The sequence below is a fragment of the Nonomuraea sp. KM88 genome (genome assembly GCF_052245635.1).
Lineage (GTDB): Bacteria > Actinomycetota > Actinomycetes > Streptosporangiales > Streptosporangiaceae > Nonomuraea.
In genome coordinates, this window is record NZ_JBQQCC010000010.1 from 313,084 (window position 1) to 337,047 (window position 23,964).

A 23,964-nucleotide genomic window follows, 5' to 3' on the forward strand; every position below is an offset into this window, starting at 1 on the left:
CTAGTTGCGGGACTATCCACCGGGCTAGACTCCGCTGTCAATAGGGTGTGGCCGGACTGTGAGGAAAGGAGCGGCCGCGTGGGCCGACCGACGATCGCCGACATCGCGCAGCGGGTCGGGGTGTCCAAGGGCGCGGTGTCGTTCGCGCTGAACGGGCGTCCCGGCGTCAGCGAGGCGACCAGGGCCCGCATCATCGAGGTGGCCAGGGAGATGAACTGGCGGCCGCACAGCGCCGCCAGGGCCCTCGGCGGCGCCAGGGCCGAGGCGGTGGGCCTGGTGATCGCGAGGCCCGCGAGCACGCTGGGCGTCGAGCCGTTCTTCGCCCAGCTCCTGTCCGGCCTGCAGGCGAGGTTGTCGCGCCAGCAGGTGGCGATGCACCTGCTGGTGGTGGAGGACTCCGAGGCCGAGATCGAGGTCTACAGGGAGTGGACCTCCGCGCACCGCGTGGACGGGTTCATCCTCGTCGACCCCAAGGTCCGCGATCCCCGTTTCGCCGCGCTGGAGGAGCTGGGCGTGCCCGCCGTCGTGCTCGGCGGGCCCGGCAGGCACGGGGCGCTGGCCAGCGTGTGGGCCGACGACCGCGAGGCGATGGTGTCGGTCGTCGACTATCTGGCGGCGCTCGGGCACCGCCGCGTCGCCCACGTCGCGGGGCTGCCCGGCCTCCGCCACACCCAGCGCCGCATGCGCGCGCTGCGCGACTCGGTCAAGCGGCTCGGCCTGGTGGACGCGGTCTCCCTGCCGACCGACTTCAGCGACGCCGAAGGGGCGGCGGCGACCAGGACGCTGCTGTCGCGCGCCTCCCGCCCGACCGCGATCGTCTACGACAGCGACGTGATGGCGCTGGCCGGGCTGGGCGTGGCGGGGGAGATGGGCGTGGCCGTGCCGGCCGAGCTGTCGATCGTCGCCTTCGACGACTCGGTGCTGACCCGGGTCACCCACCCGAGCATCACCTCGCTGTCGCGCGACACCTTCGCGCTCGGCGGCCAGGTGGCCGAGGTGCTGCTCGAGGTCATCGCCGACCCGGGGGCCAGGCGCGACCTCAAGACCGGCACGCCGCGGCTGGTCGTCCGGCAGAGCACCGCGCCGCCCGCTCTTGGCAAGCGGACTAAAGCGGTTTAGGGTCTCGGTGATCGGCTCAACCCCCGCAGGGGACGCCCCTCCGCCGGGGGAGCACCCTCGCGGGGACGGTTCACCCCATGGAGGACCCGCGTGCCCCAGCCGCACCACAGCCCCGGCCCGCTCCGCTTCGGCGCGAACTACGTGCCCTCGTCCGGCTGGTTCTACGGCTGGCTCGACCAGCCCGCCGACGCCGCCCGCCGTGACTTCGAGGACCTCGCGGGGATCGGGCTCGACCACGTCCGGGTGTTCCCGATCTGGCCGTGGATCCAGCCCAACCGCGCGCTCATCAGGCGGCGCGGGCTCGACGACCTGCTCGCCGTCATCGACGCCGCCGCCGAGTTCGGGCTGTCCGTGGCGGTGGACCTGCTGCAGGGCCACCTGTCCAGCTTCGACTTCCTGCCGTCGTGGGTGCTCACCTGGCACCGGCGCGGCCTGTTCACCGACCCCGACGTACGCGCGGGGCTGGTGTCGTACGTGGACACGCTCACCCGGGAGGTCGCCACCCGCGACAACGTCTTCGCGGTGACCCTCGGCAACGAGGTCAACAACCTCTACCCGGCCAACCCGACCACGTTCGGCGACTCCAGAAGCTGGGCCGCCGAGCTGCTCGGCGTGGCCCGCGCCGCCGCCCCCCGCCTGCTCCACCTGCACTCCCTGTACGACGCCACCTGGTACGACCCGGAACACCCCTTCCACCCGGCCGACAACGTCGACCTCGGCGACCTGACGACCGTGCACTCGTGGGTGTTCAACGGCGTGTCCGCCGTCGACGGCCCGCTCGGTCCCGCCACCGTCACCCACGCCGACTACCTGGTGGAGCTGGCCGCGGCCACCTCTCCCGACCCGGCCAGGCCGGTCTGGCTCCAGGAGGTCGGCGCGCCCGCGCCCGACGTGCCCGAGCCCGACGCGCCCGCGTTCGTGCGCGGGCTGCTGGATGCCGTCACCCCCAACCCCGCCCTGTGGGGTGTCACCTGGTGGTGCTCCCACGACCTCGACCGCTCGCTCGCCGACTTCCCCGAGCGCGAGTACGACCTCGGCCTGTTCACCGTGGACCACCAGCCGAAGCCGGCGGCCAGGGAGCTGGCCGCCGCCGTCAAGGAACGGCGCGACAGGGCCGGCCGCCGCCGGGCGCTCGCCTGCGACGTGGACCTCAGAGCCGAGCCCGAGCGCCGCGCGGAGATCGCGCCGGGCAGCGCCTTCCACGCCGCGTGGGTGCGGCTGCGCCAGGACGGGCCGCTGGCCATCGTCACCGCCGCCCGCGCCGGCGACGCCGCGCACCTCGCGGCCAGGGGGATCGACACCGTGCTCGACCGGCAATGAGAGGAGATCAGATGCGACGCAGGCTGTTACCCACGCTCTGCGCGGCCACGGTCGTGGCGGCCCTGCTCACCGCGCCCGCCAGGCCGGCCCTGGCCGCGACGGGCGACCAGCCCTACGTCTCCTACTGGTACCCCGGCACGATCCTCGACTGGGATCCCGCCACCGACCCCGACGCCCGGTTCAACCGCTCCCGCGTGCCGCTGCGGCCACGTGCCCAGGACCCGGCGCTGAAAGCCAACCCGAACGCCCGCGCGGGCGAGGGCCGCGTCGTCTCGCTCGTGTCGTTCGCCCCCACCTCGGACAACCCGTCGCAGGGCTCGCTGGACGAGAGCTACTACGCCTTCGGCCACTGGCAGTACGTCGACAGGCTCGTCTTCTGGGGCGGCTCGGCCGCCGAAGGGCTGATCCTGGCGCCGAACCCCACCGTCGTCGACGCGGCCCACCGCAACGGCGTGAAGGTGTACGGCACCGTCTTCTTCCCGCCCGAGGTCTTCGGCGGGCGACTCCAGTGGGTGCGCGACTTCGTCCAGAAGCGCGGCTCCTCCTATCCCGTCGCCGACAAGCTGGTCCAGGTGGCCCGGCACTACGGGTTCGACGGCTGGTTCATCAACCAGGAGACGGAGGGCGGGGACGCCGCGCTGGCCACCGAGCTGCGCTCGCTCATCACGTACGCCCGCGCCAGGGGCCCGGTCGAGTTCATTTGACATCCTCTCCCTCTTGAAATCGAAAGAGGGGGATTCCAACCCGTTCGGGTTGAGGTTCACGGACACTCGACCGCTTGCGCGATGGGGTCCCTCCGGCACGCACCCGTTCGGGTACGGGTCTTTCGACCTGTCCTGCCGCGACGTTGATTGCTGCGTTCTCATCGGCGTTGCAGGCGAACCCGCAGGACACGCAGACGAACTCGGCTTGGCTCTTGCGCGAGTTCTTCTCGATCCATCCGCAGGCGCTGCACCGCGCCGACGTGTACGGGGCAGGCACATCCTCGACCCGGCCGGGCGCCTTATCCTCTGTTCGCCGCCGGAGCACGCCCCAGCCCTGGGCAAGGATCGCCCGGTTCAGCCCGGACTTCTGCTTGACCCGTTGGCCGGGCTGCTCGACCGTCCCCTTGGCCGACGCCGTCATGTTGGTGATCTTCAGCTTCTCAAACCGGATCACATCGTAGGACCGCGCGAGCATCGTTGAGGTCTTCTCACACCAGTCCTTACGCCGGTTGGATTCGCGGGCTCTGAGCTTGGCCACCTTGGCATACTCGGCCGCCTTTCGAGCGCTGTCCTTGAGGGCGCGGGAGGCGCGCCGCTGATGCTTGCGGATCCGTGCCCGCTCCTTGGTCGTGAGCTGCGGGCAGGTCAGCTTCCGGCCGTCCGACAGCGCTGCGGTGACCTTCACGCCCCGGTCGATACCGATCGTTTCGCCCGTGCCCGGCGCCTCGACGGGATCGGGCATCACCGCGAAAGCGATGTGCCATTGGTTGTTGCGGAAGGTGACCCGGTACGTCTTCGCCTCCGGCAGAGCGGCCCGGGTTGACCGAAACCGGACCCAGCCGCAGCCGGGCACCTTGACCTGCGCCCACCTGCGGTTGAGCTTGCGCACCACGACCGAGCGGCCCATGATCTGCTTGCCGGATCTCGGGTTGAGCTTCGCTGTGCCGTCGTCGTTGAACTCGGGCACGCGGTCGGTGCCGATGACGCGAAAGCCCTCGTGCGTGTGCTTCTTGCGCCAGGTCGGTATTCCGAACCCGCTGGTGAATGCGGCGTTCCTGGACTTGGCGAAGTCCTTCAGCGCCTGCTGCTGGACGTCGGCGTTCCCGGACGCGAGCCATGCGTTCTCGCGCCGGGCCTCGGTGAGCTGACGACACTGTTCGGCGAAGCCGGGCGCGGGCCTACGGCCCTGCCGCCAGTGGGCGTTCTGTTCGACGGCCAGGTTCCACACGTAGCGGGCGTTCCGACCCTCCGCCCGCGTCCATGAGTTCGAAGCTTGGGTCACCTGACCCCCGGGTCGCATCCGCGGACAGCGTGAGGATGCGGCCCGGGGGTGGCGGATCCACGACAAGTCGGGATCTGGCCACGCCAACTTCATAGACAGCGCCAGCTCAGGGCCGCTAGGAAGTCGGGTATTCGTGCTTACCGATTTCTGGAGGTCGTTCATGCTGCATGGGTTAGGGCGCGCGAGACAACGGCGGCGGGGGTGGCGGCAGGGGTGGCGGCGCGGAACGGTCATGGCCGTCACGGCCGTCATGACCGCCGCGCTGCTGCCTGCTCCTGGCGCGCACGCGCTCGCCGCGCCGCCCGTGGAGTTCACGAGCGACGCGGCGGGCGACGAGATCACGCTGGTCACCGGTGATCGCGTACGCGTGCGCGCCGTGGACGGTGAGCACAGTACCGTGGCCGTCACCCCCGCGCCCAGGGCGGACGGCTCCGTGCCGACGTTCCAGGTGCTGGAGTCGGGCGGGGAGCTGAGCGTCATCCCCGACGACGTCGCCGCCCTGGTGCCCGAGCGGCTCGACAGCGCGCTGTTCAACGTGACGGCGCTGGCCGAGCAGGGGTACGACGACGCCATCCCGCTGATCTTCACCCACGAGGGGAACGCCCCCAAGGCCGCGCCGCCGTCCGTGAAGCAGGTCCGCACGCTGGAGAGCATCGGCGGGACGGGCGTGTCGGTGGCCGAGCGGGACGCGGCTGCGTTCGGGGCGGAGCTGGCCAAGCTGGACGGCCCGGACGCCCGCGCCGCCGGGCCGTTGGCGGGCGTGTCGAAGATCTGGCTCGACCGCAAGGTGAAGCCGGTCCTGGAGCACAGCGTGCCGCAGATCGGCGCGCCCGAGGCCTGGGCCGCCGGGTACGACGGCGCCGGCACCACCGTCGCCGTGCTCGACACCGGCGTGGACGCCGCGCACCCGGACGTCGCGGGCAAGGTCGCCGGTCAGCGCGACTTCACCGGGGAGAACGTCACGGGCGACCCGCACGGCCACGGCACCCACGTCGCGAGTACGATCGCGGGAGCCGGCCCGGACGGCGGCGGCAAGGGCGTGGCGCCCGGCGCCAGGCTGCTCAACGGCCGGGTCCTCGCCGGCGACGGCTTCGGCCAGCTGTCGTGGATCATCGACGGCATGGAGTGGGCGGCCGGCGAGCAGCGTGCCGAGATCGTCAACATGAGCCTGGGCAGCCAGGAGCCGGGCGGCCCGCTGACCGCCGCGGTCTCCCGGCTGAGCGAGCAGTACGGGACGCTGTTCGTGGTGGCTGCGGGCAACGACGGCTGCGACTCGTGCGTGGGCACCCCCGGCGACGCCCCCGAGGCGCTGACCGTCGGGGCGGTCGACCGCGAGGACCGGCTGGCCGACTTCTCCAGCAAGGGCCCGATCGTCGCCGACCAGGCCGTCAAGCCCGACGTGACCGCGCCGGGCGTGGACATCTCCGCCGCAAAGCCCGGCGGCGGCCACGCCGCGATGTCCGGCACCTCCATGGCCACCCCGCACGTCGCGGGCGCGGCGGCCCTGCTGCGCCAGGCCCGCCCCGGCGTCACGGGCGGCGAGCTGAAGTCGCTGCTCATGGCCACCGCCAGGCCCGGCAAGGACATCCCCGTCGACGCGCAGGGCGCGGGCAGGATCGACGTGGCCGCCGCGCTGAAGAACCCGGTCGCGGCCTCGGCGGGCTCGGTCAACTTCGGCAGGCTCGCCCCCGGCGAGGAGAAGAGCCTCACCGTCACCTACCACAACCTGGGGCAGCAGCCCGCGGACCTGGACCTGTCGAGCGGCGGCGCGTTCGCCGTCGAGCCGGCCGGGCTCACCGTGCCCGCGTCGGGGACGGCCGAGGCCACGGTCACGCTCAAGGCGGACAAGACCGGCCTCGTGCGCCAGGAGTTGACGGCCGCCGTCGCGGGCGGCGCGCCCGTGCGCACGCTGCTGACCGCCGACGTCGAGGAGAAGCGCGTCGAGCTGCGCGTCCGCGGCATCGCCAGGGACGGCCGACCGGGCCGCGGCGGCTTCACCGTGCTCGACCTGGACGAGGGCACCCTGGTCGGCCGCGTGCTTCCCGGCGAGCCCGCGCAGCCGTGCACCGAGCAGAAGTACGGCAAGGGCACGTGCCTGCTCGTCAAGCCCGGCACGTACTCGGTGCTCGGCCACATCTTCACCATGCCGGCCACCCAGGACAGCACCGCGAAGGGCAAGCCGCTCAACGAGAGCCTGCTCGGCGACCCCGAGATGACGATCACCGAGGACACCGAGGTGGTGCTGGACGCCCGCAAGGCCGTCGAGGTCGAGGTCGAGACGCCCGACCACAGGACCAAGCGGAACACCGGCTCGGCCGCCGCGCTGCGGTGGTACCGGGCGGGGGAGCAGGGCGCCGCGCTGCGCGGCGGCACCCACATCGCGCCCGGCGGCCAGGTGGAGGAGCGGCTGTTCGTCCAGCCCACCGAGAAGGTCACCAAGGGCACGTTCGCCGTCTCCACCCGGTGGCGGCTGACGGCCCCCGAGATCACCCTCACCACCCCCGGGCTCGAACTGGAACCCCAGTACGTGGACCCGGTCCAGTTCAGCGACTTCGCCACCGAGTACCCGCGCCTGGACGGCACCCGGCTGCTCATGGCGGCCGATGCGGGACGAGGCAGCCCCGGCGAGATCAAGGCGCGCGACCTGCGCGGCAAGCTCGCCGTCATCCGCCGCACGCCCGGAGTTCCGGTCTCCACGCAGTCCAACGCGGCCGCGGCGGCCGGGGCGAGGATGGTTGCCGTCTACAGCGACCAGCCGGGCCACGACGTCACCACCGGCGGCAACGGTGTCAAGCTCGCCGTCCCGACCGTGCGGCTGACGCATGAGGAAGGGCTGAAGCTCGTCGAGCGGCTGCGCCGGCTGCCGGTGCCGATCGTGGCCAAGGGCGTCGTCGCCAGCCCGTACGTCTACGACCTGTTCCTCCAGGAGAAGGGCCAGGTGCGCGACAGGCCGCGCTACGTGGTCAGGTCGAGGTCGCTGGCGAGGATCGAGACGGACTTCCACACCCAGCTCGCCGGCGACGTGACGGTGAACGAGGCCAGGTTCGTCTTCCAGCCCTGGGACACCACGTCGGTCTCCACGAACCATCCGATGGCCAAGGCGCCGCGCACCCGGACCGATTACGTCACCCCCGGGTCCGACCTGCGCTGGGCCACGTCGGCCGGCGTTCCCGAGCGGCACTACAACACCATGTGGCCGCACCCGGACACGCCGCGCATCGCGCTGTCCTCGCCGGACTTCCGCCCGTACGAGGCGGGCGAGCGGGTCGGGCGCTCGGTGTTCAAGCAGCCGCTGCTGCCGGGCATCAACCCGCGCAACCCCATGCGCAGGGAGGGCGACAAGCTGCGCGTGTCCATGCAGGGCTTCGTGGACGCCGCCCGCAACTACGGCGACACCTACACCAGCAAGTTCGAGCACGGCATGAAGACCGACTTCCGGCTCTACCAGGGCGACACGCTCCTGTGGCAGACGAACTACCTGCCGTCGGGGTCGGGCACGCTCTCCCCGGAGAAGGCGGACTACCGGATCGAGTACGACCTGGCCAACGAGGCCGATTGGGCGAAGTTGTCCACGCGTACCAAGGGGGTGTGGACCTTCGCCTCCGAGCGCGCCGCGGAAACGGCGGTGATCCCGCTGCTGCTGGCCACGTTCGACGCGCCGGTCGACCTGAAGAACCGGGCCAGGTCGCGGAAGCTGGGCCTGTCCCTCTACCACCAGGAGGGCGCGGAGCAGAGCGCGATCAGGGACGTCGCGCTGGAGGTGTCGTACGACGACGGCGCCACGTGGAAGCCGGTCCGCCTGCGGGACAAGGGCGACCGTAGGTACGAGACGACCATCGGCCGGTCGCCGTCCGGGTTCGTCTCGCTGCGGCTCAACGCCTCCGACGTCAACGGCAACACCCTGGCGCAGGAGGTGATCCGCGCCTACGCCACGCGCTGAGCGCCCGCGCGAGGGTGCTCGCGCGCCGGAATGAGGGGGGAGGGCCGTGCTCGGCCCTCCCCCCTCACGCGTCGCCGGGGCTCACGTCGCCTGCCGCCCGGGGCCCGTTCGCCGGGCGGCCGGCGACGCGCTCATGTGACGGGCTGGAGCGTGGGCGGCGCGTCCGTGCGCTTGATGTGCCGTGCGCGGAAGACCTGCCTCCGGCCGCCCGCGGTGAAGGCGGCGCGCGCGACGATGCGCCCGCGGCGCTTGGCGGGGAGCGGGAAGCCGACCGTGACCGCCGTGCCCGGCTCCAGCCGCGCCACCCGGTGCGCCCGCCGCTTGCGCGGCCCGTCGAGTCCCAGCTCGACCCCGCGCCACGGACGGGACGACCCGTTGTGCAGGGTCACGATGACCTGGTCGTCCGTGAGCCTCGTGCGCAGCCCGTACGGGAGGCGCGGATCGGACCCGATGGACGCGTCGAGGGTGGCCAGCAGTTCGGCGGTCAGCTCGGGGCGGTCCGCCGCCAGGTCGAGCTTCTCGCCGGGGTCGGCGGACAGGTCGTAGAGCTCGACCCGGCCCTCGGGCCCGGCGCCGGCGATGTTCGGGGAGAACCGGACGACCTTCCACCGGCCGCGCCGGATGGCCTGGGCCTTGCGCGGCCGGTTCCACACCAGGTGATCGTGCCTGGGCGCGTTCCCGCCGGTGAGCAGGCCGCGGAACGACCGCCCGTCGAGGTGGGCGGGCACCGGCACCTCCGCCAGGTCCGCCAGCGTCGGCAGCACGTCCCAGAACGCGACCGGCTGCCGCTCGACGCGATGGCGTAACCCTGGCGACCAGGCGATCAGCGGCACGCGGATGCCGCCTTCGTACACGTCGCGCTTGTCGGCGCGGTACGGGCCGTTGGAGTTGAACAGCCGGGGCGTCACGCCCTTCTCACGGTGGGGGCCGTTGTCGCTGGTGAACAGCACGAGCGTGCGCTCGGCGACGCGGGCGTCCCGCAGCGCCCGCAGCAGGGCGGCGACGTCGGTGTCGAGCCGTGTCACCTGTGCGGCGTGGCGGCGGTTCGCCTCGCTCCACGGCTCCTTCTCGTAGACGCCCGCGTCGCCGGGGATGGCGCTGGGCGCGTGCGGCAGGTTGCTGGCGTAGTAGAGCAGGAACGGGTCGTCGTCGCCCTTGGCGATGAACTCGGCCGCCTTCTCGCGGAACAGGTGCGGCGCGTACGACCGGCCGGGGACGGACACCCTCTTGTCGTTGTGCCACAGGTACGACGGGAAGTAGTGGTGGGCGTGCCGGTGGGTGATGTAGCCGAAGAACTCGTCGAAGCCGCGCACGTTCGGGTGGGAGGCCTGGTGCGGCTGCTCGGGGCCGAAGCCCCACTTGCCGATGCAGGCCGTCCGATAGCCGGACAGCCGCAGCAGCTCGGCGAAGGTGAGGTCGGCGTCGGTCAACGAGCGTTGCGGCCCGCCTTCGGGGTTGTCACGCACGGTGCCGTGGCCGGCGTGCAGCCCGGTGAGCAACGCGCAGCGTGCCGGCGCGCACAGCGGCGCCCCCGAGTACGCCGTCGCGAACCGCACGCCCTCGGCGGCCATCCGGTCCAGGTTGGGCGTGTGGATCTTGCGCTGCCCCTGGCTGCCGATCTCACCCCATCCGAGGTCGTCGGCCAGGACGAGCAGGATGTTCGGCCGTGAGGGAAGGCGGCCGCGGACGGCTGCCGCGTCTGCCGCCGAGGGGGCCAGGGAGGCCGCTGAGGGCGCCGCGAGGCCGGCGAGAGTTCCGGCGAACAAGGTGCGGCGGGAGAGCCCGTTGATCACGAAGGGCAACATATCGGAGGTTGCGGGGAACAGCGGGCAAATCACCGGCGAACTCTGTCACAGCATGGCATCCACGGCGGTGAGAAAAGTCACTCACCGGAGATAGCCCCACTGGCGGCAGATCTGGTGGAGCGCCTCCGGGATCTCCCCGGCCGCGGGCAGCGGGCGGGCCGCGACGACGGTGCCGGCGCGGATCTTGTCACGCCAGTCGCCGATGCCCTTGACGAAGGCGCCGTGGTCCTGGTCGCCGTAGGCGAGCATGGCGGGCTCGTACGCGAGATCCAGGTACGCGCAGAGCCGGCGCAGCTCCGCCTCGGGGTCGGCGACCAGGTCCTCGTAGCGCAGCGTCAGGCCCTCCAGGTGCGTGCGGGCCTCCTGGAGGTAGGTCATGTAACTCAGCGTGCGCGGCACGGCCTCCTCCATGGGCCGCTTGGGCGGGTCGGCCTCGTGCCAGGACTGCACGATCGACATGGGGTGGCGCAGCAGGAACACGAAACGCGCGTCCGGCCAGCAGGTCGAGATCCGCCGCCAGGCGAACACGTTGCTCGGCGTCTTCTCCGCCAGGATTGGCTTGCCGCTGCGGCTCAGCTCCCGGTGCAGCAGCCGGTCCCAGACGATGTGCTCGATGTCGCTGTGGGTGTGGCCGAGCAGGTCCATGGCCTGCCGTACGGGATCGGTGCCGAGGCCGACGGTCACCCGGCGGAAGTGCGTCTCGATCGGCGAGTGGATCCGCGAGTGGCTGTCGAGCATGACGCGCAGCAGCGTCGAGCCCGACCGCACGGACGACAGCAGGAACACCGGTTCGCGCAACAACCGGTCGTGCGCGCCGTCGACGGGCGGCCGTACCGCGTCGCCCGGCAGCCGCCGCAGCTCAGGCGGCGGCTTGGCGGCCGGTCTCGGCGCCTCCCTGCGCAGGCGGCGCGTCAACGTGTATCCCGTCAGTCCTTCGAGTGTGGCGTTGGCACGGTACCTCCAGCTCATGGGGCTACAAGCTAGGCCGGCGCAGTGAACCCCAGGTGAATCAGGCCTGTGAACCGGTACCGGGGAGCACGGCGCGGAGTGAGGCCTCCAGGTGGCAGCGGGTGACGCCGGTGGCGGTGGGCACGGGCCGCGGCGCGCTCTCGTCGCAGATCGGGCCGATCCTGCGATGGCAGCGGGTGTGGAAGGCGCAGCCCCGCGGAGGCTGCTCGGGCCGCGGTGGCTCCCCGTCCAGGACGATGCGCCGCGGCCGGTCCGACGGCGAGACGGCGGGGACCGCCGAGGCCAGGGCCTCGGTGTACGGGTGCCGGGGATGCTTGGTCGACTATTTGAGTTCTCCTTAAACCCCCGTTGCCTGTAAGGCTTAATGGGTAATACCTTACATACGACATGTCAATGGGCTGGATGCACAAGGAGCGCCACATGACGAGGTCAGAGCCCCTGTTCGAGTCGCTGCCCCGCCGCAACCTGCGCGACGAGGCCGCGGCGCAGCTGCGGGGCCAGATCATCGCTGGATCCCTCACCCCCGGCGTGATCTACTCGATGTCCGCCATCGCGGCGCAGCTGGGCGTCTCCGCGACGCCCGTCCGCGAGGCCGTGCTCGAACTGGCCAAGGAAGAGCTCGTCGAGATGGTGCAGAACCGCGGCTTCCGCGTACGCGTGGCGACCGGCAAGGATCTCGACGACATCGTCGAGATCCGGCTGACCCTCGAGGTGCCCGCGATGGGCAGGCTGGCGGACCTGAGGCCGGAGCCCGAGCTGGAGAAGCTGCGCCCGATGGCCGAAGAGCTCGTCGAGCACGCCGCCAACGGCGACATGGTGGCGTTCGTCGTGCTGGACAGCGAGTTCCACCTGTCGCTGACCGCGCTCCTCGGCAACCCGCGCTACGTCGAGCTCGTCCGGGTGCTGCGTTACCAGACCCGGCTGTCGGCGCTGCCGAAGCTGCGCGGAGCCGCGCCGCTCGTGGAGTCCGCACGTGAGCACGTACGCCTGCTCGATCTCCTCGCCGCGGGCGACAGGCCGGGCGCCGAGGCACTGATGACCACGCACGTCAACCACGCCCGCGGCCTGTGGGCGGGGCGGCCAGAGGACGACGGGCCGGTCGCGCCCGACGTCAGGTAAGGGGAGATCTCCGTGTCGACGACCACGCCCGTCACCCGGTCCGCGCGCGCCCTCCACGACGCGGCGATCGTCGTGGACGGCACCTGTCCGGGCTTCCACTGGAGGGAACGGCTGCAGACCTGGATCGACGGCGGCGCCACCTGCTGCGTGGTCAGCTTCGTGGCGTTCGAGGACTGCCGCCGGGCGGTCTCCCTGCTCGCCGAGGCCTTCCGCTACCTGCGCGAACGGCCGGACCAGCTGGTGCTTGCGACCTCGGCCGAGCAGATCCGCCGGGCGAAGGCCGACGGGAAGCTGGCCGTGGTCCTGCACTTCCAGGGCACCCACGCGCTCGAGTACGAAGCCGACCTCGTCGAGCTGTTCTGGCGGCTCGGCGTGCGGGTCGTGCAGCTCGCCTACAACCAGCGCAGCCCCGTCGGCGACGGTTGCGAGGAGGCGTCCGACGCCGGCCTCAGCTCGCTCGGCCGCACGGTCGTCGCCGAGCTCAACCGGCTGGGCATCGTCATCGACGTCTCGCACACCGGCGCGCGCACCAGCCACGAGGCGATCGCCCTGTCCACCGCGCCGGTCGTCGCCTCCCACTCCAACCCCGCCGGGCTGCATCCCAGCTCCCGCAACATCTCCGACGCCCTGATCAGGGACCTGGCCGCGACCGGCGGGCTGGTCGGGATCAACGGCTTTCCCGGGTTCCTGTCCGGGCAGTCGCCGCCGACGCTCGACCGCTTCGTCGACGCCATCACCTACGTCGCCGACCTCGTCGGAGTCGAGCACGTCGGCATCGGGATCGACTACACGATCCGCAACCCGCCGATGGAGCTATACGAGCAGTACGTACGCGACGGCATCTGGTCGGCGGCCACCTACCCGCCACCGCCGTGGCACTTCCCGGCCGGCCTCGACGACGCGTCGGGCCTGCCCAACCTGACCCAGCGGCTGCTCGAGCGCGGCTACACCGAGGACGAGACCCGTGCCGTGCTCGGCGGCAACTGGCTGCGCGTCTTCGACCGGGTATGGCACGAGACAGGGAGCACGACATGACCGTCACCGCCGGCGCGCCGGCCACCATCGAGCGAGCGCGCGAGACCCTGGCCGCGGCGGGCACGACCGGAGCCTTCCACGCCCGCCACGTCGGCGGCGGCGCCGAGCTCGCCCTCGACGCCGACGCGGTCCAGGTCGCCGCGTCCACGTACAAGGTCGCGGTCCTGCTGGAGGTCGCCTGCCAGGCCGCGGCCGGCGAGCTGCCGCTCACCCGGCGGATCCGGGTGCCCGGCGACGTCCGCAGCCCTGGCCCGAGCGGCATCTCCTCGATGCTCGACGAGGTCGAGCTGTCGGTCCGTGACCTGGCCCTGCTGATGATGCAGGTCAGCGACAACACCGCGACCGACGTGCTGCAGAGGATCGTCGGCACCGCCCGCATCGCCGCCCGGCTCGACGCCCTCGGCATCCGCGACACCACCGTGCGCCTCGACTGCGCCGGGCTGATCGCGGAGATCTTCGACGATCTCGACGGCGATCCGTTAAACGAGGACCGCGACGCGCTCAGGGCCGCGGTCGCCGCCAGCCCCGCCCTGGCCGGGACCACCGGCAACACCACCACCGCGCGCGACATGACCACCCTGCTGAGCCTCGTCTGGCGCGACGAGGCCGGGCCGCCGGCGGCCTGCGAGGAGGTGCGGCGCGTCATGCTCCAGCAGTACGCCCCGCACCGGCTCTCCACCGCCTACCGCGACGGCCCGGCGATCGCCGGCAAGACCGGTACCTTCTACGGTGGCGTCAGGAACGAGGTGGGCGTCGTGGACTTCGGCGACGGCGAGGAGTACGCGGTCGCGATCTTCCTGCGCCAGCACGACTTCGACCTGCGCGACGGCCGGGCCGACGCCGCTGTCGGAGCGGTCGCGCGGCTGCTCGTCGACCACCTGAGGAGCACCCGATGAGCCTCACACCGGCCCCGCGCCTGGCCGAGATGTGCTGGCCGCAGGTCGAGGAGCGGATGGCCGCGGGCGCGCGGACCGTCCTGTTCGCGGCGGGCTCCACCGAGCAGCACGGCCCCCACCTGCCGCTGGTCACCGACACCATGCTCGGGGACGCCCTCGCGGACAGGGTGGCCGCACGGTTGCCCGGCGTCCTCCTCGCCCCCACCGTCCCGTTCGGGGTCTCCACCCACCACATGGCCTTCCCCGGCACCGTCACCCTCGACGAGGCGACGTTCAAGGCGGTGATCCTGCGCTGCTGCGAGAGCCTGGCCGCCCACGGGTTCGAGACCGTGCTGGTGCTGCCGAGCCACGGCGGCAACTTCGCCCCCTTGGCCGAGCTGTTCGCGGAGACGGAAGGCCGGGTGGGCGGCGCCCGGCTCGTCCCGTACACCGACCTGCAGGAGTTCGTGGGGGCGCTGGCGGAGGCCGGGCGGGAGCGCGGGTTCCCGCCCGAGGTCAGCGGCTCGCACGCGGGGGAGGCCGAGACGTCGATCGCGCTCGCGCTCCGGCCCGACCTGGTCGACATGGACCGGGCCGAGGCCGGCTTCGGCGGCCGGTTCGACGAGCCGACCGCGCGCAGGTTGTTCGAGCACGGCACCAGGGCGCTGTCGGAGATCGGCGTGCTGGGCGACCCCCGGCCGGCGACCGCACGGGCGGGCGAGGAGTATCTCGACCGCCTGACCGGCCTGCTGACCCGCTTCTTCGAGCCGTACGTGACCTAGCCGCGTTTGTGCGCGGCTCGGTCGTGCACCACCGCGTACGTGTTGCGCAGCGCCTCCATCGACGCGTCGTAGGAGGCCTGGGCGACGCCGGTGAACAGGCAGTCGACGACCATGAGCTGGGCGATGCGGCTGCCCAGCGCCCCCGAGCGGAACCTGGTCTCCCGCGCGGCCGTCGTGAGCGTCACGTCGGCCGCGCGGGCCAGCGGCGACTCGCGGAAGTTCGTGATGGCCACCGTCGAGGCGCCCGACGCGCGGGCGATCGCGAGGAACTCGACCGTGTCGGTGGTGGCGCCGGTGTGTGAGACGGCCACCGCCACGCAGGCGCCGTCGAGCGTGGCCGCCGAGGTCCAGGCCGAGTGGGCGTCGTGCCAGTTGATCGCGGTACGGCCGATGCGCGACAACTTCGTCTGCAGGTCGAGCCCCACCAGGGCGCTCGCGCCGACGCCGAACGTGTCGATCCTGCGGGCCCCCAGCAGCAGCGCCACCGCCTCGCCGAGCGCCTCCATGTCCAGCGCGCGGGCCGTGTCGGCGATGGACAGCGTCTCGTTCATCGCCACCTTGGAGACGATGCCCTCCAGGCTGTCGTGGCGGTCGATGTCGCCGGACACCTCCGGCAGGCTCGAGGTGGCCAGCTCCTCCCTGGCCACCGCCCTGGTCAGGTCGATCCTGAAGTCCTTGTAGTGCGCGTACCCCATGCGCTGGTAGAAGCGCACCACCGAGGTCGTGGAGGTCTCGCAGCGGGCGGCCAGCTCGGCGATGGACAGGTTGGCGGTGGCGGCCGGGTCGCCGGTGAACTCCTCCGCGATGCGCCGCTCCGACGGCCGCAGCGCGGGCATGGCCGCACGGATGCGGATCAGTACCGTCTCGGCTTCCTCGCCCATCGTCATCCCCCGCAGAAGGAAAATAAGTACCTTGATGGTAGGGTCTGCGTAATTTTATGACCTACTCCTCCGAGGAGACCACATGCCCCGTGGCGCGCTCTCCGCGGTCGGCATCGCCGCGGCGCTGTCCATCGCCCTCACCAGCTGCTCGTCGTCCTCCGGCCCCGCAGCCGGCGGCGACACCCCCGCCAAGGGCCTGGTGGTCGGCGTGACCTCCGACCCCGACACGCTGTTCCCCTGGAAGGCCACCCAGTTCCAGGCCGTCAACGTGCTGCAGAACCTCTACGGCACGCTCACGGAGTTCGACAAGGACCTCAACGTGGTGCCGGGGCTGGCCGAGTCGTGGGAGACCTCGAAGGACGGCGAGAAGCTCACCCTCAAGCTCCGCCAGGGCGTGACCTTCGCCGACGGCAGCGCGCTCGACTCCGAGGACGTCAAGGCGTCCCTCGAGAAGATCATGGACGAGAAGACGGCGGCGGTGGCCAGGGCGTCGCTGTCGTCGGTGAAGTCCGTCGAGGCGCCCGACGCGAGCACGGTGGTGCTGGAGCTGACCGGCCCCGACGCGGCGCTGCCCGCCAACCTCGCCACCGTCAACATGGCCATCCTCTCCTCCGACGACACCGAGCAGGAGCTCGCCACCACCCCCAACGGCACGGGGCCGTTCACGCTGAGCAAGCGCGTGGCCAGCCAGTCGATCACGCTGGCCAGGAACGACAAGTACTGGGGCCCCGAGAAGCCGAAGGTCCCGACGGTCGAGTTCCGGGTGATCCCCGACGAGTCGTCCATCGTGTCGGCGATGCAGTCGGGCAACGTGCAGCTCGCGGTCTTCGACGACCCGCTCGTCGCCCAGACCGCCGAGGGCGGCGGCACCATCACCGTCGCCAAGACGCCGCAGCTCAGCTACCACGTCCTCCAGCTCAACGCGAGCCACGGCGACCTCAAGGACGTCAACGTGCGGCTGGCGATCCAGTGCGCCATCGACCGCAAGCAGGTGCTCGACACGGCCGCGCTCGGCGAGGGCGAGGTGACCGGCCCGATCACCGCCCCGGCCTACAAGTCGGACCCGGCCAAGCGCCCCTGCCCCACCCGCGACCTGTCCAAGGCGGCCGGCTATCTCGCCAAGGCCGGCAAGTCCGGCGGGGTGACCGTCAAGACCATCGTCTCGCAGGGCGAGTACGCCACCTCCGTCAACGAGGCCCAGAACCTCAAGGCGCAGCTCGCCGAGGCCAAGATCAACCTGGAGCTGGAGGTGCTGGAGTCGGGCGCGTTCGTGGACCGCTGGGTGGCGGCCGACTTCGACGCCGCCGTCGCGCTCAACGGCGGCCGGCCCGACCCCGACGGCTCCTACGGCCGCTACTTCACCAGCGACGGCAACCTCAACAAGGTCGCCGGCTACAGCTCGCCCGAACTGGACAAGCTGTTCGCCGAGGGCAAGGCGACCACCGACCAGGCCGCCCGCAAGTCGATCTACGACCAGGTCGCCGCCCACCTGGAGGACAACGCCGCCTGGATCTGGTTGTTCGCCGGCTACACCTACACCGCGACCACCTCGAACGTGCAGGGCTTCGTCCCCATGGCCAGCGGCTCGCTGCAGTACCTGCGCACCACGTCCGTCAGCTGATGCGCCGGATCGCAGGCAACCGCGCCGTACGGCGCGTGGCGAGCACGGTGGGCACCCTGTTCGGGGTGGCCGTGTTCGTGTTCGTCATGCTCCGGGCGATCCCCGGCAACCAGATCACGGCAGGGCTCGGCACCGAGGCCGCGGCGCTCACCCCGGCGCAGAAGCAGGCGCTCGAGCAGTACTACGGCCTCGACCAGCCGCTGGTCACGCAGTTCTTCGCCTGGCTCGGCAACATGTTCACCGGGAACTTCGGCTACTCGGCGCGCTCCCAGCAGAGCGTGCTCGACCTGACCCTGCACGCGCTGCCGGTGACGTTCGAGCTGGCGGTCTTCTCCATCGTGCTGGCCCTGCTGATCGGGGTGCCGCTCGGCATGCTCTCGGCGTCGAAGGCCAACGCACCCAGGGACGCCTTCGGCCAGGTCGTGAGCCTGGCCGGGCTGTCGATCCCGGCCTTCCTGCTGGCCACCACGCTGCTGTCGATCTTCGCGGCCTCGTTCGGGTTCAACCCCAACGGGCAGGGCTTCGCCACGCTCATCGAGGACCCGCTGCTCAACCTGCAGCAGATGTTCCTGCCCGCGCTCGTCCTCGGCTTCGGCATCGCGGCGCCGATCCTGCGCACCACCCGCACGGCGGTGCTCGAGGTGCGCTCGCACGACTTCGTGCGCACCGCCCGGGCCAAGGGCGTTCCGGAGCGGCGGCTGCAGGTCAGGCACGTGCTCGGCAACGCGCTCGTGCCCATCGTCACCATGACGGGCCTGCAGTTCGGCTACCTGCTCGGCGGCGCGGTGGTGGTCGAGCAGATCTTCTCCGTGCCGGGCATCGGCCGGCAGGTGCTGCTGGGCATCCAGCAGAAGGAGTACGCGGTCGTGCAGAGCACCGTGCTGGTGATCGCGCTGGCGTTCGTCGTCGTCAACCTCCTGACCGACGCGCTCTACCGGATCATCGACCCGCGGGTGAGGGCGTCGTGACCGCGCTACTGCGGCGCAGCCCCGCCGGGGTCGCGGGCGTCGTCATCCTCGTGCTGCTGGCCGCCGTGGCGGCGCTGTCGTACGCGGGGCTGCTGCCGTACGACCCGATCGCCCAGCATCCGCCGTCGCGGTTCCGCGCGCCGTCGGGCGAGCACCTGTTCGGCACCGACCAGTTCGGCAGGGACGTGTTCTCCCGCGTGGCGGCCGGCGTGGGCAACTCCGCGTTCGTCGCGGTCGTGGCGGTGGCGTTCGCGACCGTGGTGGGCACGCTGGGCGGGCTCGTGTCCGGCTTCTACCGCGGCGTCGCCGACGGCGCGATCGGCGGCGTCACGAACGTGTTGTTCGCGTTCCCGCCGCTGCTGCTGGCGCTGTCGCTGGCCTCGGTGCTGGACCGCAACCGGTTCACCATCGCCGTGGCCATCGCGATCGTGTACGTGCCCATCTTCATCCGCGTCACCCGCGGGCCCGTGCTGTCGCTCAGGGAGATCGAGTACGTCAAGGCGGCCGTCTCGACCGGCCTGAGCCGCTGGCAGATCATGCTGCGCCACGTGCTGCCCAACATCACCTCGATCATCGTCGTCCAGGTCGCGCTCTCGCTGTCGTGGGCGGTGCTCACCGAGGCGTCGCTGAGCTTCCTCGGCCTGGGCACGCCGCCGCCGGCGCCCTCGCTCGGATCGATGATCTTCGAGGCGCGCAGCCTGGTCTTCGTCGCCCCCTGGACGCTGATCGCGCCTGGCGCCGTCGTCGTCCTGCTCGTGGTGGGCCTGAACCTGCTCGGTGACGGCCTGCGTGACACTCTCGACCCGCGAAACCGAGGCAAGCGGTGAACCTCTCACACCTGACGACGGAAACGGCCGACCCCCGGTTCGCCGGGATCGACACGATGAGCGTGGGCGAGCTGGCCGCGACCATGAACGCGGCCGACGCCACAGTCCCCGCCGCGGTCGCCCAGGCGCTGCCGCGGATCACCGAGGCGATCGAGGCCACCGCCGAACGCGTGCGGGCCGGCGGCCGGCTCGTCTACGTCGGCGCTGGCACCCCCGGCCGGCTCGGCGTGCTGGACGCCTCCGAATGCCCGCCCACGTTCGGCACGCCGCCCGAGCAGGTCTTCGCCATCATCGCCGGCGGTGAGAGCGCGATCGTGTCGCCCTGCGAAGGCGCCGAGGACGACGAGGAGGCCGGGGCGGCGGCCGTCGACGCGGCCGGTGTGGGACCGCTCGACACCGTCGTGGGCATCGCGTCCAGCGGGCGCACCCCGTACGTGGTGGCCGCGGTGCGGCGGGCCGGGGAGCTGGGCGCGCTGACCGTGGGGCTGTCCTGCAACGCGGGCACGCCGCTGAGCGCGGCCGCCGCGCACGCCGTCGAGGTGCTCGTCGGGCCCGAGGTGGTCAGCGGCTCGACCAGGCTCAAGGCGGGCACAGCGCAGAAGCTCGTGCTCAACATGTTCTCGACGATCGTCATGGTGCAGCTCGGCAAGACGTACGGGAACCTGATGGTCGACGTGAAGGCGACCAACGGCAAGTTGCGCGAGCGGGCCGTGCGCATCGTGCGCACGATCACGGGCGCGGGGCGCGAGGAGGCGCTGGCCGTGCTGGACGCCAACGGTTTCAACGTGAGACAGGCGGTCGTCGCCGCCCGCTTCGGCCTGGCCCCGCGGGACGCGGCGGCGCGGCTGGCCGCGGTCGGCGGCAGGCTGCGCGCTGCACTGGAGGAGTGGGCATGAGGGTTCTCGGGATGATCTCCGGCACGTCGCACGACGGGATCGACGTGGCGGTGGTGGACTTCGAGCTGACGGGCGGCGTGCTCCACGGGCGGGTCGGCCACACGGCGAGCACACCGTACCCGGAGGACCTGCGCGCCCGGCTGATCGCGGCGCTGCCGCCCGCCCCCGCGACGCTGGCCGAGGTGTGCGTGCTCGACACGCTCATCGGGCAGTGCTTCGCCGAGGCCGCCGCCGCGGCGATCGCCGAGGACGACCCCGTCGACCTGATCGTCTCCCACGGGCAGACCGTCTTCCACTGGGTCGAGGGGGCGCACGCGCGCGGCACCCTGCAGATCGGCCAGCCGGCCTGGATCGCCGAGCGCACGGGAACGCCCGTGCTGTCCGACGTGCGCATCAGGGACATCACGGCGGGCGGGCACGGCGCCCCGCTGGTGTCGGTGCTGGACGGGCTGCTGCTCGGCGCGTACGACGGCGGCGCGGGCGCGCTCAACCTGGGCGGCATCGCCAACATGACCGTGGTGCGCGGCGCCGAGCTGTACGCCTACGACATCGGCCCGGCCAACGCGCTCATCGACGCCGTGGTGACGGGCAGAGGGCTGAACGGCCGCGGCTTCGACGAGGACGGTCGGATCGCGGCGTCGGGGCAGGTGCGGCCGCGGCTGCTGGAGGCGCTGCTCGACGAGCCCTACTACCGGCTGGCCCCGCCCAAGAGCACCGGCAAGGAGCTGTTCCACCCCGGCTACGTCGAGGAGGCGCTGGCCCGGTCGGGAGGTGCGGCGGGCGGCGAGGTGGGCGACGCCGACCTGGTGGCCACGCTCACGGAACTGACCGTGCGCACGGTCGCCCACGACGTGCGGGCCGCGGAGGTGAGCACGCTGGTCGTCTCCGGCGGCGGCTGCCGCAACCCGGTGATCATGGACGGACTGCGCTCGGCGCTGCCCGCCGTGAACGTGCGGCCGTCCGACGACCTGGGCGCCCCCGCCGACGACAAGGAGGCCATCGCGTTCGCCCTCATCGGCTGGCTGAGCGCGCACGGCCTGCCGGGCACCGTGCCCGGCGGTACGGGCGCGCGGGCCGCCCGCGTGCTCGGCACCCTGACCCCGGGCGCGGGCCCGCTCGTGCTGCCCGCGCCGCTCGCCGGCTCGCCCCGCGCCCTGGTGCTGGCGCGGTGAAGGCGCCACCCGGCGTCGTCATGGCCGCGCGCACGCCCTGGTTCGACCTCACCGAGTGCACCGGCCACCGCACCGTGCGCTGGGTCGACGGCGAGCGCGAGGGCGTCGCCGCGATGACCCTCGGCACCCACCACGACCTCGCCTCGGTCACCAAGATCCTGGCCACCACGACGGCGCTCATCCGCCTGGTGTCCGACCGTCTCGTGGACCTCGACGCGCCGCTCAGCGCGTACCTGCCGCGGTCGTACGAGGCGATCACCGTGCGGGACCTGCTGCTGCACCGGGGCGGCCTGTGGGAGTGGTGGCCGCTCTACATCCAGCCGCGGCTGCCGCCGCCGCGCTACCGTCCCGGCCGCGCACGGCACTACTCCGACCTCGGCTTCGTCCTGCTGGGCCGGATCGTCTCGGCCGTCACCGGGATGCGCCTTGAGCGGGCCGTGGCCGAGCTGGTCACCCGGCCGCTCGGGCTCACCTCGACCACCTACGCCCGCCCGGCCGGCTCCGAGGTGGCCATGAGCGCCCTGGACGACCGGGTCGAGATGCGCATGCTGGACACGGGGGAGCCGTACCCCGTGCCCTACCGCAGCGGCGACTTCGCCGGCTGGCGCCGCGCGCCCGTGCTCGGGCAGGTCGCCGACGGCAACGCCCACCACGCCTTCGGCGGGGTCTCCGGGCACGCGGGGCTCTTCTCGACCGTGCCCGACCTCCTCAAGTACTGCACCGCGATGTCCCGCTACGAGGAGCACGACCGGCTGTGGCGGCCCGAGGTGGCACGGGAGTTCTTCGCCCCCGGCCCCGATCCCGCGCAGGCGCTCGGCTTCCGCAGGTACGACCTGGCGCTCGCCGGCGAGACGGTCACCGTGCTCGGCCACCCCGGCTACGTGGGCTGCGCCGTCGGCTTCGTGCCCGGCCGCGACATCGCCCTCGTGCTCGCGAGCAACCGCCTGCTCGTCGAGGGCGTCCCGGTGCCGACCGAGGAGCTCTGGGCCGACCTGCTGCAGGCCACCACCGAACGATCGAGGACCGTATGAGCCCGCTCCTGGAGATCCGCGACCTCTCGGTCGCCTTCCGCACCCGGCGGCAGGACGTCACCGTCGTCAGGAACGTCTCGATGGAGATCCTGCCCGGCCAGACCGTGGCGGTCGTCGGCGAGTCGGGGTCGGGCAAGTCCACCACGGCGGCCGCGGTCAACCGGTTGCTGCCCGGCAACGGCCGCATCACCGGCGGCCAGGTGCTCTTCGACGGCCGCGACCTGGCCACGGCGAGCCAGCGCGAGATGACGGCGATCCGCGGGGCGGGCATCGGCCTGGTGCCGCAGGACCCGATGTCGAACCTCAACCCGCTCATGCGCATCGGCGACCAGATCGCCGAGGCCCTGGAGGTGCACGGCGTCGCCGCGGGAAAGGCCGCCCGCGGCCGCGTGGTCGAGCTGCTGGACATGGCGGGCATCCCCGACCCCGAGCGGCGGATCGGGCAGTACCCGCACGAGTTCTCCGGCGGCATGCGGCAGCGGGCCCTGATCGCCATGGGGCTGGCCTGCAGGCCCAGGCTGCTCATCGCCGACGAGCCGACCTCCGCGCTCGACGTCACCGTGCAGCGGCGCATCCTCGACCAGCTCGGGCAGCTGACCGCCGAGATGGGCACGGCGGTCTTCCTCATCACGCACGACCTGGCGCTGGCCGCCGAGCGGGCCGACGTGGTGGCCGTCATGTACCAGGGCGAGATCGTCGAGACGGGGCCTGCCGCCGCCATCCTGGCCGAGCCCGGGCACGAGTACACCAGGCGGCTGCTGAAGGCCGTGCCGAGCCTGTCGTCGGTGCGCCTGCTCGAACCGCCGCGCCCGGCCGGCGACCCGGCCGGCGACCCGGCCGGCGACCTGGCCGTCGTCGAGGACCTGCGGAAGGTCTACCCGCTCAGGGGCACCGGTGAGGAGATCACCGCGGTGGACGCGGTCTCCTTCACCATTCCGCGCGGCAGCACCGTCTCCATCGTGGGCGAGTCGGGCTCGGGCAAGTCGACCACCGCCAACCTGCTGCTCGGCCTCGAAGACCTCACCTCGGGACGCATCCGCTTCGACGGCACGGACATGACGGCGCTGGGCCGGCGTGACCTGTTCGCGTTCCGCAGGCGGGTCCAGCCGGTCTTCCAGAACCCGTACGCCTCGCTCGACCCCCGCTACACGGTCGGCAAGTCGATCGCCGAGCCGCTGCGCGTGCACCGCGTCGGTACGGCGGCCGACCGCAGAAGGGCGGCGGCCGAGCTGCTGGAGAAGGTGTCGCTGCCGGCGTCGACGGCCGAGCGGCTGCCCCACGAGCTGTCCGGGGGCCAGCGCCAGCGGGTGGCCATCGCCAGGGCCCTCGCCCTCTCGCCGGAGCTGGTCGTGCTCGACGAGGCGGTCTCGGCGCTCGACGTGCTGGTGCAGGCGCAGATCCTGGAGCTGCTCGCCGATCTGCAGCGGGAGCTGGGGCTGAGCTACCTGTTCATCAGCCACGACCTGGCCGTGGTACGGATGATCTCGCACGCCGTGCACGTCATGCGCGAGGGGCGGATCGTGGAGAGCGGCACCGCCGAGGAGATCTTCGACCATCCGTCGGACGACTACACCCGCGAGTTGCTCGCCGCAATCCCGGGCAACCTCGCCTGAGCCAC

At 72.2% G+C, this 23,964-nt stretch carries 19 protein-coding genes and 1 pseudogene; 15 read left to right on the forward strand and 5 right to left on the reverse strand.

From position 1 onward, the window contains the following. The first annotated feature begins 78 nt into the window (after positions 1-78). The 3 genes from ACTWPV_RS28735 (at position 79) to ACTWPV_RS28745 (ending at position 3,143) form a co-directional block, all read left to right on the forward strand. Positions 79-1,119, forward strand: a complete 1,041-nt coding sequence (locus tag ACTWPV_RS28735) for a LacI family DNA-binding transcriptional regulator (RefSeq protein WP_443154171.1) — start codon at positions 79-81, stop codon at positions 1,117-1,119. Positions 1,120-1,209: 90 nt separating this feature from the next. Next, complete coding sequence (locus tag ACTWPV_RS28740; protein WP_443154172.1) at positions 1,210-2,439, forward strand: glycoside hydrolase 5 family protein; 1,230 nt, start codon at positions 1,210-1,212, stop codon at positions 2,437-2,439. 11 nt (positions 2,440-2,450) lie between these two features. Next, entirely contained in the window at positions 2,451-3,143 is a 693-nt protein-coding gene (locus ACTWPV_RS28745; RefSeq protein ID WP_443154173.1) for an endo-beta-N-acetylglucosaminidase, read from the forward strand. Here the strand turns inward: ACTWPV_RS28745 and ACTWPV_RS28750 are convergent. After that, the gene (locus ACTWPV_RS28750; RefSeq protein WP_443154174.1) at positions 3,136-4,371 is read right to left on the reverse strand and encodes an RNA-guided endonuclease InsQ/TnpB family protein; all 1,236 of its coding nucleotides are present in this window, start codon (positions 4,369-4,371) and stop codon (positions 3,136-3,138) included. The two genes, ACTWPV_RS28745 and ACTWPV_RS28750, sit on opposite strands and share 8 nt — an antisense overlap. Before the next feature lie 286 nt (positions 4,372-4,657). Between ACTWPV_RS28750 and ACTWPV_RS28755 the strand changes: the two genes are divergently transcribed. Then, entirely contained in the window at positions 4,658-8,365 is a 3,708-nt protein-coding gene (locus tag ACTWPV_RS28755; protein ID WP_443154175.1) for a S8 family peptidase, read from the forward strand. Positions 8,366-8,496: 131 nt separating this feature from the next. On the opposite strand, the gene ACTWPV_RS28760 is transcribed toward ACTWPV_RS28755, so the two are convergent. The 3 genes and pseudogenes from ACTWPV_RS28760 to ACTWPV_RS28770 form a co-directional block, all read right to left on the reverse strand. Further along, positions 8,497-10,158, reverse strand: coding sequence for an arylsulfatase (locus ACTWPV_RS28760; RefSeq protein ID WP_443154176.1), 1,662 nt, complete (start codon positions 10,156-10,158; stop codon positions 8,497-8,499). 93 nt (positions 10,159-10,251) lie between these two features. Then, complete coding sequence (locus tag ACTWPV_RS28765) at positions 10,252-11,139, reverse strand: sulfotransferase family protein (RefSeq protein WP_443154177.1); 888 nt, start codon at positions 11,137-11,139, stop codon at positions 10,252-10,254. Positions 11,140-11,179: 40 nt separating this feature from the next. Then, positions 11,180-11,443 (reverse strand): annotated as a pseudogene (locus tag ACTWPV_RS28770) (oligopeptide/dipeptide ABC transporter ATP-binding protein); the annotation flags it as partial. A 116-nt stretch (positions 11,444-11,559) separates the two neighbouring features. On the opposite strand from ACTWPV_RS28770, the gene ACTWPV_RS28775 reads away from it, so the two are divergent. The 4 genes from ACTWPV_RS28775 to ACTWPV_RS28790 are packed head-to-tail and all read left to right on the forward strand — an operon-like array spanning position 11,560 to position 14,950. Next, the gene (locus tag ACTWPV_RS28775) at positions 11,560-12,258 is read left to right on the forward strand and encodes a GntR family transcriptional regulator (protein WP_443154178.1); all 699 of its coding nucleotides are present in this window, start codon (positions 11,560-11,562) and stop codon (positions 12,256-12,258) included. 12 nt (positions 12,259-12,270) lie between these two features. Beyond that, entirely contained in the window at positions 12,271-13,293 is a 1,023-nt protein-coding gene (locus ACTWPV_RS28780; RefSeq protein ID WP_347648868.1) for a dipeptidase, read from the forward strand. After that, a complete protein-coding gene (locus tag ACTWPV_RS28785) occupies positions 13,290-14,189 on the forward strand; it encodes a serine hydrolase (protein ID WP_443154179.1) in 900 nt (299 codons plus the stop codon). The genes ACTWPV_RS28780 and ACTWPV_RS28785 overlap by 4 nt, the downstream gene beginning before the upstream one ends. Beyond that, complete coding sequence (locus ACTWPV_RS28790) at positions 14,186-14,950, forward strand: creatininase family protein (RefSeq protein WP_443154180.1); 765 nt, start codon at positions 14,186-14,188, stop codon at positions 14,948-14,950. The genes ACTWPV_RS28785 and ACTWPV_RS28790 overlap by 4 nt, the downstream gene beginning before the upstream one ends. On the opposite strand, the gene ACTWPV_RS28795 is transcribed toward ACTWPV_RS28790, so the two are convergent. Further along, complete coding sequence (locus tag ACTWPV_RS28795) at positions 14,947-15,831, reverse strand: MurR/RpiR family transcriptional regulator (RefSeq protein WP_347648865.1); 885 nt, start codon at positions 15,829-15,831, stop codon at positions 14,947-14,949. The genes ACTWPV_RS28790 and ACTWPV_RS28795 overlap by 4 nt on opposite strands. Before the next feature lie 82 nt (positions 15,832-15,913). Here ACTWPV_RS28795 and ACTWPV_RS28800 point away from each other — a divergent pair, with 82 nt between their 5' ends. Genes ACTWPV_RS28800 through ACTWPV_RS28830 form a run of 7 tightly spaced genes read left to right on the forward strand, consistent with a single transcriptional unit; the run spans position 15,914 to position 23,959 of the window. Continuing rightward, entirely contained in the window at positions 15,914-17,452 is a 1,539-nt protein-coding gene (locus ACTWPV_RS28800; RefSeq protein WP_443154181.1) for an ABC transporter substrate-binding protein, read from the forward strand. Continuing rightward, positions 17,452-18,420, forward strand: coding sequence for an ABC transporter permease (locus ACTWPV_RS28805; protein WP_347648863.1), 969 nt, complete (start codon positions 17,452-17,454; stop codon positions 18,418-18,420). Before ACTWPV_RS28800 ends, ACTWPV_RS28805 begins: the two co-directional genes overlap by 1 nt. Beyond that, positions 18,417-19,247, forward strand: coding sequence for an ABC transporter permease (locus tag ACTWPV_RS28810; protein ID WP_443154182.1), 831 nt, complete (start codon positions 18,417-18,419; stop codon positions 19,245-19,247). Before ACTWPV_RS28805 ends, ACTWPV_RS28810 begins: the two co-directional genes overlap by 4 nt. Further along, positions 19,244-20,143 (forward strand): N-acetylmuramic acid 6-phosphate etherase, encoded by a 900-nt coding sequence (murQ, locus tag ACTWPV_RS28815; RefSeq protein ID WP_443154183.1) that lies wholly within the window; start codon positions 19,244-19,246, stop codon positions 20,141-20,143. The genes ACTWPV_RS28810 and murQ overlap by 4 nt, the downstream gene beginning before the upstream one ends. Beyond that, entirely contained in the window at positions 20,140-21,315 is a 1,176-nt protein-coding gene (locus ACTWPV_RS28820) for an anhydro-N-acetylmuramic acid kinase (RefSeq protein ID WP_443154184.1), read from the forward strand. Before murQ ends, ACTWPV_RS28820 begins: the two co-directional genes overlap by 4 nt. Beyond that, a complete protein-coding gene (locus ACTWPV_RS28825) occupies positions 21,312-22,346 on the forward strand; it encodes a serine hydrolase domain-containing protein (protein ID WP_347648859.1) in 1,035 nt (344 codons plus the stop codon). Before ACTWPV_RS28820 ends, ACTWPV_RS28825 begins: the two co-directional genes overlap by 4 nt. After that, on the forward strand, positions 22,343-23,959 hold the full coding sequence (locus ACTWPV_RS28830) for an ABC transporter ATP-binding protein (protein ID WP_443154185.1): 1,617 nt from the start codon (positions 22,343-22,345) through the stop codon (positions 23,957-23,959). Before ACTWPV_RS28825 ends, ACTWPV_RS28830 begins: the two co-directional genes overlap by 4 nt. Positions 23,960-23,964 lie beyond the last annotated feature (5 nt).

What these genes read in the sequence shown, in the direction of transcription:
- ACTWPV_RS28745 (WP_443154173.1), top strand. Translation starts at nt 2,451, where the DNA reads ATGCGACGCAGGCTGTTACCCACGCTCTGCGCGGCCACGGTCGTGGCG.
- ACTWPV_RS28755 (WP_443154175.1), top strand. Translation starts at nt 4,658, where the DNA reads ATGGCCGTCACGGCCGTCATGACCGCCGCGCTGCTGCCTGCTCCTGGC.
- ACTWPV_RS28765 (WP_443154177.1), bottom strand. Translation starts at nt 11,139, where the DNA reads ATGAGCTGGAGGTACCGTGCCAACGCCACACTCGAAGGACTGACGGGA.
- ACTWPV_RS28775 (WP_443154178.1), top strand. Translation starts at nt 11,560, where the DNA reads ATGACGAGGTCAGAGCCCCTGTTCGAGTCGCTGCCCCGCCGCAACCTG.
- ACTWPV_RS28785 (WP_443154179.1), top strand. Translation starts at nt 13,290, where the DNA reads ATGACCGTCACCGCCGGCGCGCCGGCCACCATCGAGCGAGCGCGCGAG.
- ACTWPV_RS28790 (WP_443154180.1), top strand. Translation starts at nt 14,186, where the DNA reads ATGAGCCTCACACCGGCCCCGCGCCTGGCCGAGATGTGCTGGCCGCAG.
- ACTWPV_RS28795 (WP_347648865.1), bottom strand. Translation starts at nt 15,831, where the DNA reads ATGGGCGAGGAAGCCGAGACGGTACTGATCCGCATCCGTGCGGCCATG.
- ACTWPV_RS28800 (WP_443154181.1), top strand. Translation starts at nt 15,914, where the DNA reads ATGCCCCGTGGCGCGCTCTCCGCGGTCGGCATCGCCGCGGCGCTGTCC.
- ACTWPV_RS28805 (WP_347648863.1), top strand. Translation starts at nt 17,452, where the DNA reads ATGCGCCGGATCGCAGGCAACCGCGCCGTACGGCGCGTGGCGAGCACG.
- ACTWPV_RS28820 (WP_443154184.1), top strand. Translation starts at nt 20,140, where the DNA reads ATGAGGGTTCTCGGGATGATCTCCGGCACGTCGCACGACGGGATCGAC.
- ACTWPV_RS28830 (WP_443154185.1), top strand. Translation starts at nt 22,343, where the DNA reads ATGAGCCCGCTCCTGGAGATCCGCGACCTCTCGGTCGCCTTCCGCACC.